We start from the raw sequence: 10,322 nt of genomic DNA on the forward strand, positions 1-10,322 counted from the left end.
TGGCAGTCTTAATGATATGCCGCCAGCAAAATTTTATGAACTGGCTAAAGCAGAAAAAATAGTTGCTGAACCAGTATTAGCTTAAATAGAAAAATGAGAAACTAAGAATGAGTGAGCTTAACAAACTTATTCTCCATATTTAGGGGGTTGGACCGAAAAAATAGAACTTAACTTCATTTTTATATCGATTACTTTTTAAATTAGAAAAATCATAATATCTCTTACTTCTAATTCTTTTACCATAAAAAATATCTTCAATAGAATCCCATTTATCATTATTTAACCAGTAAGCATTATCTTGCTTCAAGTATTCATTTATTTGTTCTTCCTTACTTAGCTGTCTGTCTACTTTAAGTAATTGAAATCTCCCCATTACTATTCACCCTCCTTGATTATTCCAAGATCCAGATCAGAACTTATCTTTCTAAATTCCTCGCTAATTTCTTCATCTGAAGGGTGTACATAGGTGTTCAATGTTGTATATATATTTTTGTGTCCAGCTCTTATTCGAAGGTGCTCTGCCTTCCAGCCTGCCTTTCTAAGAAGTGTTAGAGAACTATGCCTAAACATATGGGGAGTTGCATAGATTTCTGTTTTCTTTTTAAGCCTTCTAAACAAATTATTCACATCTATATAATTCATTGGCTCATTTTTATTCTTCCCACTTAATTTAATAAAAATATGATTGGTATTAACTTCTGCTGTATGATATTCTACCAGATACTCCATAAACATATCTGCTAAATTTTGAGATATATCTATCTTTCTAGGACTTGTTACTGTTTTGATTTCAGCTCTGTTTTCACATTCTCCTCTATCTTTTAGATCAATTACCATCTCATTTACATCAAAGTCTTCAATCCATAAAGATAAAGCTTCACCAATTCTTAACCCTGTCTCATATAGCAAAACAAGTATAAATTTATCTCTGTAGTTACTACAAGCATTTACTAAACTTTCTATTTCTTCTTTGGATAAAGTTTTTACTTTTTCTTCTGGAACTCTTAACTTTAGAATATTACTTAACACTTCTCTTTTGTTATGAGCAATTCCGTACAAAAAACCCTTGAAATTCCTTCCAGGTCTTGTAACAAACATTTTAAGTCTCTCAGAAATATTATTACTGTACTCTTCATGCCTTAAAATGTAATCATAAAACTTTAACACCGTGTTAATTATCATATTAATAGTTATCGGTTCTCTTGCCGCCCCAACATTATCCATTGATATTATCTTTAAACTCTTATATGGATTCTGCAAGTAATTAACAAACAAAGATAAATCATCAATACTAACATCCTTAAAATCTAAATCTCTTTCATTTAAATATTCAAAATACAACTTCAAGTGATAACAATATGCCCTTAAACTATTCCTTGCATAATTAGTGTTATCTTTAAATCTAATAAATTTCAATACTACTTGAATTGGTAAACCTTCGTCATCAGAAACATAATACCTTTCTTTTTGTTCTTCAGTCATTACTTTAACTACTTTCATTATTTGTTGCCTCCCTATACTGTAATGACTAATTATAGCACTCAAACTACTATAAATACTACAAATAATTAAACTATATATAAATTATTTGTAGTTCAAAACCGTACAAAAAGACCACTTAAAATACTATGAATACTATTATTTTAATACACTAGATATCTTCTAATATTATACCCTTATTATTTTACTTAAAATTCAACGTAATATATTACAGCATTCCATTGTTTAAGATTATAAAAACACTTATATACTTTTAGTAATAATATACTGATAAAATCAAAGCTAAAATATTTACTAAAAAAGAACTATATAGACTTTAGGTTTATATTTTTTAAATTTTATTCTGAGTCAAAAAAGTAGAAGATCCGAGGAGGTGCCTGCTTTTTTGACATACACCCTCATATGAGCAGATATTTTCTTAGCAGCATATTTCACATAACGTTACTGGGATTTGCGCTTGTGCCTGGTTCCGTCAGGAACTGGCGTAAAGCTTGCGTTTTCATATCCGTTATTGGTTGGACTGCAAGCTTTATGACAGAAGGCATGACGCCAATCCCATGTTATACGACTGTTGGACTCTGTTCTTATCTTTATTAATTAAGAACATTATTAATATAATTCTTTTAATAGAAAAAAATACCTGCATAAATGTCAAAAACACATTATACATGCATATTGCATGCGTTAGTGTTAAGTGATATAATATAATTAGAATAAAAGATTAATCATTAGACGAAAGGAGTTTTTATTATGCCATCTTTACAAGTTAGAGATTTACCAGAACATCTTTATCAAGAAATTGTCCAATTAGCTGAAGCCGACAGAAGAAGTATTACCCAAGAAACAATAGTATTATTGGAAAAAGCTTTAAATATAGAAAAAGAAAATAAAAAACGTCGTCAACAACTTCTAAAAAAAATACAAGAAGAAACCAATCAAGAACAGAATGATGAAGAAATATTAGATCCTGTAAAATTAGTTAGAGAGGATCGTGAAAGATGAGAATTACAATCGATGTAAGTGCAGCTGTTGAAATAGTGATGGGTGGTAAAAGACAACAAGAAATTGTAAATATATTAAATAATGCAGACTGGGTAATTGCTCCTTCTCTTTTTATTTATGAAGCTAGTAATACATTGTGGAAATATCATGAATATCAAGATTATAGCAAAGAAGATATTATGAAAAAAATTGAATATCTTTATAAAATGGTAGATCAGTTTATTGATGCCAAAGACATTTTTGAAGAAGCTTTGCCACTTTCATGCAAGATAAGTCATCCTACTTATGACGCTATGTATTTAGTTACAAGCAGGCGTAAAAATGCTACTTTAGTAACTTTAGATAAAAGATTAGTTAGAGCAGCTAAAAGTATTGATGTTCCAGTAGCAGTAATTACTTAGCCCAATGTCAGATAACGATACTGGGATTCGCGCTCGTGCCTGATTGGCGTAAAGCTTGCTTTTTCGTATCCATAATTGGTTAGCCTGCAAGCTTTATGACACAGAAGGCATGGCGTCACAATCCCATGTTATATGATGCCGTAGCTTTGTCTATTAATCTATCAATTATTAACTTACTTCATGTAAAAGAAAAAAATTCCTGCATTTATACAGTGATAAATGTTTTATATAAGCTTAATCTTAAATTTTTACTTCCTTTTATAACATATATGTGATATAATAAATTTAAAAATTAGAGTGAATAGATTATGTATAAAATTAAGTATTATGCCGAAAATAATAAATCTCCAGTAATTGAATTTATTAAAGAACAGTCAGCTAAAGAAAAGGCTAAAATTCTAAGAGAAATAGAACTTCTAGAAGAATTTGGTCTATTTCTTGGCATGCCACATCTTAAAAAGTTAAAGGGATATGATGATCTCTGGGAATTACGAATAAAGCATAGTTCTAATATATTTAGGATTTTCTTTTTAAATTATCAGGATGGTATCTTTGTTCTTTTGCATATCTTTAAGAAGAAATCTAATAAAACTTCACAGAGAGAAATAAATATTGCGCTTAACAGACTTAATTCTATCAAGTGAGGTGAAACAAAATGAAATTTATAGATCATAAAGATCTTAAAAATCAACTTTTTGAATCTGAAGAAGTTAAAGAAGAATATGAAAAACTGAATGTTATGTATGAAATAAAAAAACAAATAATTAGGTATAGAATAGAAAATAATTTAACTCAGAAAGAATTAGCAGATAGAATTGGAACTAAACAGTCTGCTATCTCCAGACTAGAAAATGATGATTATAATCCGAGTGTTGAATTTCTTGATAAAGTTGCTCACGCACTTGGTAAAAAACTTGAAATTAGATTTAATTAACAGTGCTGAAGGTTCAACGGCACTGTTTTCTTTATGCTTTAAATTTTTAGTTGTTGAAGCGTTTGCTACGGTTTCATATAACGTCCTGAGCATTTGCGACGTGGCTGTCCTGCTCTTTAGGTTGGCGCATCTCTTGCTCTTCATCTACATTTTTTGTTTAAGCAGCTGCAAGAGATGTGACAAAAGCCATGTCCCGAAGGGCAACGGCCGTTTTATACCAAAGTTTTAGACCAAGTCAGCGCCAATGCTCTGTTATATGCTGTAATAACTTGCCGCGTTAAAAACTATTCCCTACTTAAATTTACTGACTTCTGACATTAACTTCTAACCAGCAAAAAAGTTCATAAATTCTGTACTATATTAAATCTTCACGAAGTGCGTGAAGATCAATCAGTGACTAATTTACTCTCTGATATATGTAAATGATTTTGTAAATTAAAATCCTCTAGGTTTATTGTTTAAACCACTGAAAACTTTCAATTATTATTTCCTTCATTTGCAGGAGTTAATTCATGCCAGTTAGCGGTGTCCCAACCCTTCTTTTCTCTCTTTCTTTTATTTGCTGATGTTTAATCATTATTGCGTATAACGTTCCTGGGATTTGCGCTCGTGACTGGTTCCGCAGGAACTGGCGTAAAGCTTGCATTTTCATATCCGTGATTGGTTAGCCTGCAAGCTTTATGACAGAAGGCATGACGCCAATCCCATGTTATATGAAGTTGAATTTCATTCCCATAACTCACTTAATTTTATAGTTTGACTTTTAGGCTGTAACTTTTCATCTAAAATATCTACCTGAATAACTATTGGAAAATTCATTGCTGTTCCAGTTAAAATACAGGCACCCTGTGGTAAGATAGGCATCATTTCATATGATGCAGAATCTAAAAATGAAATAGTTTTTCCAATTGCTTGTATATCTAAATTATTTACTAGTCTATGTATAAAATAATTATGTAATTGTGAAACTAATGTAGGCGAAATATCAGAAGGTCTTTGACTTGATATAGTTAAAAAAACTCCAAACTTCCTACCTTCTTTGATTATTTCTTCAAATACTTCTAGTCGATAGTCTTTCCAAATATTGCTTTCTCTTTCAGACATATATGACAAAACATTATGTGCTTCATCAATTATTATATTCAGTGATGAATCACCTTTATAATTTGATTTATGTTCTTGATATATTTGTTTAGAAATTAATAAGGGAATAATTTTTCTCATTTTAATATTAACATTAAATAAAGATATAATTTTAATATTCTTATCATTAACATTTTTTGATGCAAATAATTTTTTTATGTCTTTAAATCTATTATCAAATCTTTTAATTAATGGCGCAATATGTTCCTCATATATGTATCCTTTTGAATATTCATCTACATATTGTAATAGCAAAAAATTATTTAATAAATCTAAATAGTCTATATTATCAGTAGTCCAATTAACATTTAAATTTTCAGTTATTAGTTGATCTAAAATTTGTTTAATATATTGATTAAATTCTTCTTGATTATTAAAATAATCATTTCTTTGTGGTAAATACAATTTGTTACTATTCATATGATAACCAATTGAATTCAAACGAATTTTAATTGAAGTTTTATCAACAATATCACTAAATGTGTTTTCAATTAAATTAAATACTACTCCTTTGGTCTGAATATATTTTTCAGGTGATTCATATAATCTTTTTAATATATCCTCGATTTTTTTGCAAAATATATCCGAAAAATTTCTATTTTGCTGATCAATTCTTTTAATATTTGATATAACTCTTTGGATAAAAGGTTTTTGAGTTTTAGTAGTAGCTTCAGTTACAATTGACCAAAACTCTACATCCAAAATAAACTCTTTTTTTAATGGATATTTATCGCCATTATTATTTCTAGTAGACAAATTATAAATTTTCTTATTATCAGTAAAAGATTCTTCAAATTCACCATTAAAATCAAAAATTAAGTATTCACTTGATTTATTAAAACTCTCATTATTATTATGTTTTTCAAATAAATTAGTATATATTCTTGCTAAAGTATTAGATTTTCCACTTCCAGTATTTCCAAAAATACCAATATGACTTGCAAGTAAACGATCTATATCTAAATTTATTTCATAATTATCATATCCAATTATTTTTCCTATTTTTAATGCATTTTTATTATTAGAACTAAATGCAAAAATTGCATTTAATTCCTGACGTGTTAATATGAAAACTTCATTACCAACAATAGGTAGTTCAGAAATACCATGGTTAAAATCATTGTCATTTGATAAGGTGCCAACTATACTTATTTCTAGATATCTATTAATTTTATCACTTTTATGCCCATATTGATTATTTGATTTAAGATCTTCTTTTATATATTCGCCTTCAATTTGTCCAATAATGTTTGTATATCCATTTTTTATTTTTATATAACTTCCAACGGACACATTTTTTATTATTTCTCCATCATATAATAAATGAGATGTATTTTTTTTATTAAAAACCTTAGTAATAACTTTTTTACCTCTTACTTCAACAACAGTACCTATCTTTAAAACTATATTTTTCATAATATCTCCCTCATAATTTATTAATTAAAGTAAAAATTTTGGTTAAAAAGTTAAGATCTAATTTCCCTGATTCCTCAGTCTCTTTTTCTAAGGCTACAACGGAAACATTGTTGAATTTACCCAATTTTTCTTTATAATTTTCTAGTTCTTTCTTTTCGTACGCAAATATAATGATTTTTAAAGTTGGATTTCCTAATGAACGTTTTGTAATTTCTAGAATATGTTCATCTTTAAAAGAAAAACCAAATACAAATAATACAGTATTCTGTTTTTCTAACTCGTTAGAATAAATTCTTAAAAGTTCATGATATGTTTTATTAAATGTAGTTTCTCTAAATTTCTCTTTTGTAGGGTTTATAATTTCAAATTTTTCTTTATAATCTTTTAAAAATTCTATAGAAAAATTTTCTATACGTTCTAAATCTTGTTCTTTACTTAAGATTTTTTGATTAACATTCTTTAGCTCTTGTAAAATATTACTATTAATGCTTTTTATATCTTCTAGGTAATCACTATATTTTGAAAATTTGCTGTTATATTTTTCATAAAATCTATTTAATTTATTTTCTATATTGTGGTATATTATTTCATTTTCTTTAGTTTTATTTTCCCATGTTGTTGAACCATGTAATTTAATTATATTAAATACAGGGATTTCAACTAAATTATCAGAAAATATAAGTTGAGAATAATAATTACGATTAAAGTTTGATGTATTAAAAACAGAAAAAATTCTACCAGTAAACCCATCATTATATATTATTTGTTTATTCTCTAAAGTCATCTCAATTATAGGATCATAATTTGTTGTAAAAATATTAATCCTTTTATTTTTAATAGTGTTACCTCTTGTAAAAATTAAAGAATTTAATTCATCAAAAAAGTTGCTATGGTCTTTAATTAATGATTTATTTTTATATAGCCTACTGATTGGATAAATACTCTCTTGGAAAAAAAGCCAAAACACACAGCTCTCTAATATCCTAATTTGTTCTATCTCTTCTTTATTATTTCTTATTTTTTCTATAAATATTTCAATATTACCTAAAGGAGATAAAATTCCAGCTGAAAATCCAGATCCTAATAGAAAATTAATATTTGAAGAGGCAAATATTTTTTTTAGATCTCTTAATAGCTCTATATCATTGTCTTTATCTAAAATTTCAGTGCTTTTAAAAATATATTCTTTCATGTTATCCTCCCTTTTGAAATTCAATTTCATATAACGTTACTGGGATTTGCGCTCGTGCCTGTTTCTGCCAGGAACTGGCGTAAAGCTTGCTTTCATATTTCTTGCTGCCTAATATTGCAAGCTTTATGACAGAAGGCATGACGCCAATCCCATGTTATACGATGTCGGAATCTTCTTTATTAATTATTAACTTATATCCTGATTCCCCGATTTCATCTTTAACCAATTCTATATTTTCATAAATTTTAATTGAAACAATCTTTTCTAACTTTTCTGGTTCTCCTTTATATTTGTAGTTTTCTATATATTTATCTCTATTAACCTTATTATTTAAGTCTAATATTTCAAAATCAAAAAAATATTTTAAATTATCTTTTTGATATTTTATGCTTTTGTCAATATTGTTATCAATAATTGTTTGTTTAATTTCACCTATTTTTTTATAATCTAATAATAATATTTGATCTTTTACTTCTCGATTTCTAAAATAGTAAACAGGTATATCAACTCCATTATCATTAAAATAACCGGTAATTATTGTACTTGAATCTGTTGAATTTTTTTCCATTCTATAATTATCAATATCAGTTAAATGCCTAGGTAAATAAGTGGGTCCTGTCATAAAAATAAACAATGAACTGCTTTTAATATCTTTATTAAATTTATTAATTTTATCAACAATACTTTTTCTTACTTGGTTTAAATCTATATTAATGCAATTTTTTATATTTAGAGATACAAGTTCATTCATTAACATTTTATTTTCATCATTAGCAAAAATTCTACCGTTCTGTTTTATTGACATTGAATAATCAACATACCAATTTTTAATAAAAATACTTCTTTTAGGTTTAAGATGTATCGAGTAATCATTTTCTTTTTTTCTATTTGACTGATTGATATTAATTAAATCTAAATCATTAAACATATTTTTTATACTTGAATTATCATAATAATTTTTATAAAATTCATTTTTAAATGATTCTATTTTTTCATCATTTAATTCACTTTGTTTTAAAATTTCATTTTGTTTTTCAGATATAAGATCTATTATTTCATCAAAGTATGTATCTAATTTTTCTTTTATTTTATTAATATCTGTATCTTTATTTAATTTCAGAATATCAAATAAATTTTTATCTTCAATTAAATTATTGCTAACTTTTTTTAATTGGTTGATTTTATATTTTAAATTTTCAAGTTCAATAGAATTAAATTTATTTATATGAGGTTTAGCTAAATCATTTTTCGTATTAATTTGTATTTTAAAAATAAGAAGCATTATATATTTTTTCATATAAGGAACAAGATCATGATGTTCCTCAAAAAAAGCAAATCTTTCTTGAAAAATTTTATAATCTATTATAAGCGAAAAAATTGTTTCCATTTTTTCTGGAAAGATATTATGACCTGTATGAGTGGCTACAGTATCTTTTGGTTGTTTATAATTCCATATCTCATTAATAAAATTTTCATTTTTGGCAAATAAACAATAAGCCCCCATATAACAAGATATCACCATTATATTATTGTACTTTAAATTATCTGCTCCCCATTTATATAATTTTTCTTCTAATGTTTTTAACTTATCATTCAATTGTTCTAACTCTAAATTTTCAGTTAAAATCTTTTTGACCTTTTCAATTTCTTCAATGAAATTTTTATAATTCTTTGGAGTATATATTTTGTTAGTTATGTTAATTATCTTTTTATTTTTTTCTTCTAATTTATTATTTTTATATACTTCAAGATAATTATTATATAGTAATAAACCTGTATATTCATATATAGCTTGATCATTCCTATAAACTACTGATATGCCATCTATTAGACTTCCAATTAAAGATTTAAATATTTTCTTTTTATTATTTTTTATAATTAGTGATATGTTTTTTTTGAAAGATTTATTATAAATGTATAAATATTCAAAACTATTATCTTCCATTCTTAAATAGTTTATATACCATTTAACAGCTATCATGTGTATTGTATCAATTTGATTATTTATATTTTCATTAAATATATTATACAATCGATTTAAAATAATTCTTACAAATATGCCTCCATTTTTTTTATTTGAAATCTTTTTTAATATATTTAGTAAATAATATATACTTAACTTACTTACCTCTTTATTTTGTGATTTAGAAGTTTCATGGAGCCTTGAAAATTGGTTTATAATAATTTTCAAATTCGTAAATTGTGCTTCTGGAACAAGATCTAATTTTAGAGTGGCCTCTTCACTATTTTTTTCCCATTCTTCTAAAATATCTTCATTAGCAATTAATTTTATAAATTTTTCATAATTAACTTCTATTAAATCAAATAATTCAATAATAATTTCTGTATAATTCCGTAAATAATCATTGATAATTTCATTCTTTTTTATTTCTGAAGTATGAACTAATATATCTCCAATTCCTTCATTTATATCAAATAAATTAGATTTTTGTTCCTGTATATTTTTATTTGTTTTTATAGTAGTTTTCCCCATCTTAATTAATTTATTAAATACATAACCTGAATCAACTAAGTATTCTATAAGTTTTTTAAAATATTTATATAATAAAACAATCATATATAAATTAATAATAAAAGTAATGATATATATAATACTCCATATAGAGTTCAAAACTCCATGCATATGCTAAACTAAAAGTGTACCAAAAATAATGTTCTGCTAATCGAAAAGTGTACCATCTCAACACCATCTCCTGTATAATTGATTTATCCA

9 protein-coding genes are annotated in these 10,322 nt (G+C 25.9%); 4 read left to right on the forward strand and 5 right to left on the reverse strand.

The genetic code is table 11. The features are described from left to right. Positions 1 to 139: 139 nt before the first annotated feature. Positions 140 to 373 carry a hypothetical protein gene (locus C7954_RS12830; protein WP_133506115.1) on the reverse strand — a complete coding sequence of 78 codons (234 nt, stop codon included), beginning with the start codon at positions 371 to 373 and terminating at the stop codon, positions 140 to 142. Positions 374 to 375: 2 nt separating this feature from the next. Next, positions 376 to 1,500 (reverse strand): tyrosine-type recombinase/integrase, encoded by a 1,125-nt coding sequence (locus C7954_RS12835; protein ID WP_133506113.1) that lies wholly within the window; start codon positions 1,498 to 1,500, stop codon positions 376 to 378. Positions 1,501 to 2,250: 750 nt separating this feature from the next. Between C7954_RS12835 and C7954_RS12840 the strand changes: the two genes are divergently transcribed. The 4 genes from C7954_RS12840 (at position 2,251) to C7954_RS12855 (ending at position 3,837) form a co-directional block, all read left to right on the forward strand. After that, positions 2,251 to 2,502 (forward strand): hypothetical protein, encoded by a 252-nt coding sequence (locus tag C7954_RS12840; RefSeq protein WP_073160990.1) that lies wholly within the window; start codon positions 2,251 to 2,253, stop codon positions 2,500 to 2,502. Continuing rightward, the gene (locus tag C7954_RS12845; protein WP_073160992.1) at positions 2,499 to 2,903 is read left to right on the forward strand and encodes a type II toxin-antitoxin system VapC family toxin; all 405 of its coding nucleotides are present in this window, start codon (positions 2,499 to 2,501) and stop codon (positions 2,901 to 2,903) included. The genes C7954_RS12840 and C7954_RS12845 overlap by 4 nt, the downstream gene beginning before the upstream one ends. Positions 2,904 to 3,211: 308 nt before the next feature. Beyond that, positions 3,212 to 3,547 (forward strand): type II toxin-antitoxin system RelE/ParE family toxin, encoded by a 336-nt coding sequence (locus tag C7954_RS12850; protein ID WP_089723387.1) that lies wholly within the window; start codon positions 3,212 to 3,214, stop codon positions 3,545 to 3,547. A gap of 11 nt (positions 3,548 to 3,558) precedes the next feature. After that, a complete protein-coding gene (locus C7954_RS12855) occupies positions 3,559 to 3,837 on the forward strand; it encodes a helix-turn-helix transcriptional regulator (protein WP_073160997.1) in 279 nt (92 codons plus the stop codon). 726 nt (positions 3,838 to 4,563) lie between these two features. Here C7954_RS12855 and C7954_RS12860 read toward each other — a convergent pair. The 3 genes from C7954_RS12860 to C7954_RS12870 form a co-directional block, all read right to left on the reverse strand. Next, positions 4,564 to 6,396, reverse strand: a complete 1,833-nt coding sequence (locus tag C7954_RS12860; RefSeq protein ID WP_133506111.1) for an ATP-binding protein — start codon at positions 6,394 to 6,396, stop codon at positions 4,564 to 4,566. A 10-nt stretch (positions 6,397 to 6,406) separates the two neighbouring features. Continuing rightward, positions 6,407 to 7,588 carry an SIR2 family protein gene (locus C7954_RS12865; protein ID WP_166635245.1) on the reverse strand — a complete coding sequence of 394 codons (1,182 nt, stop codon included), beginning with the start codon at positions 7,586 to 7,588 and terminating at the stop codon, positions 6,407 to 6,409. A gap of 154 nt (positions 7,589 to 7,742) precedes the next feature. Further along, positions 7,743 to 9,779 (reverse strand): hypothetical protein, encoded by a 2,037-nt coding sequence (locus tag C7954_RS12870; RefSeq protein WP_134060234.1) that lies wholly within the window; start codon positions 9,777 to 9,779, stop codon positions 7,743 to 7,745. Positions 9,780 to 10,322: the final 543 nt, after the last annotated feature.

Source organism: Halanaerobium congolense (genome assembly GCF_004366375.1).
In the GTDB taxonomy this organism is placed as follows: Bacteria; Bacillota; Halanaerobiia; order Halanaerobiales; family Halanaerobiaceae; genus Halanaerobium; species Halanaerobium congolense.

Excerpts from the sequence above, each read along its gene's own strand:
- C7954_RS12860 (WP_133506111.1), bottom strand. The coding sequence starts at position 6,396 with ATGAAAAATATAGTTTTAAAGATAGGTACTGTTGTTGAAGTAAGAGGT.
- C7954_RS12855 (WP_073160997.1), top strand. The coding sequence starts at position 3,559 with ATGAAATTTATAGATCATAAAGATCTTAAAAATCAACTTTTTGAATCT.
- C7954_RS12840 (WP_073160990.1), top strand. The coding sequence starts at position 2,251 with ATGCCATCTTTACAAGTTAGAGATTTACCAGAACATCTTTATCAAGAA.
- C7954_RS12865 (WP_166635245.1), bottom strand. The coding sequence starts at position 7,588 with ATGAAAGAATATATTTTTAAAAGCACTGAAATTTTAGATAAAGACAAT.
- C7954_RS12850 (WP_089723387.1), top strand. The coding sequence starts at position 3,212 with ATGTATAAAATTAAGTATTATGCCGAAAATAATAAATCTCCAGTAATT.
- C7954_RS12845 (WP_073160992.1), top strand. The coding sequence starts at position 2,499 with ATGAGAATTACAATCGATGTAAGTGCAGCTGTTGAAATAGTGATGGGT.
- C7954_RS12830 (WP_133506115.1), bottom strand. The coding sequence starts at position 373 with ATGGGGAGATTTCAATTACTTAAAGTAGACAGACAGCTAAGTAAGGAA.
- C7954_RS12835 (WP_133506113.1), bottom strand. The coding sequence starts at position 1,500 with ATGAAAGTAGTTAAAGTAATGACTGAAGAACAAAAAGAAAGGTATTAT.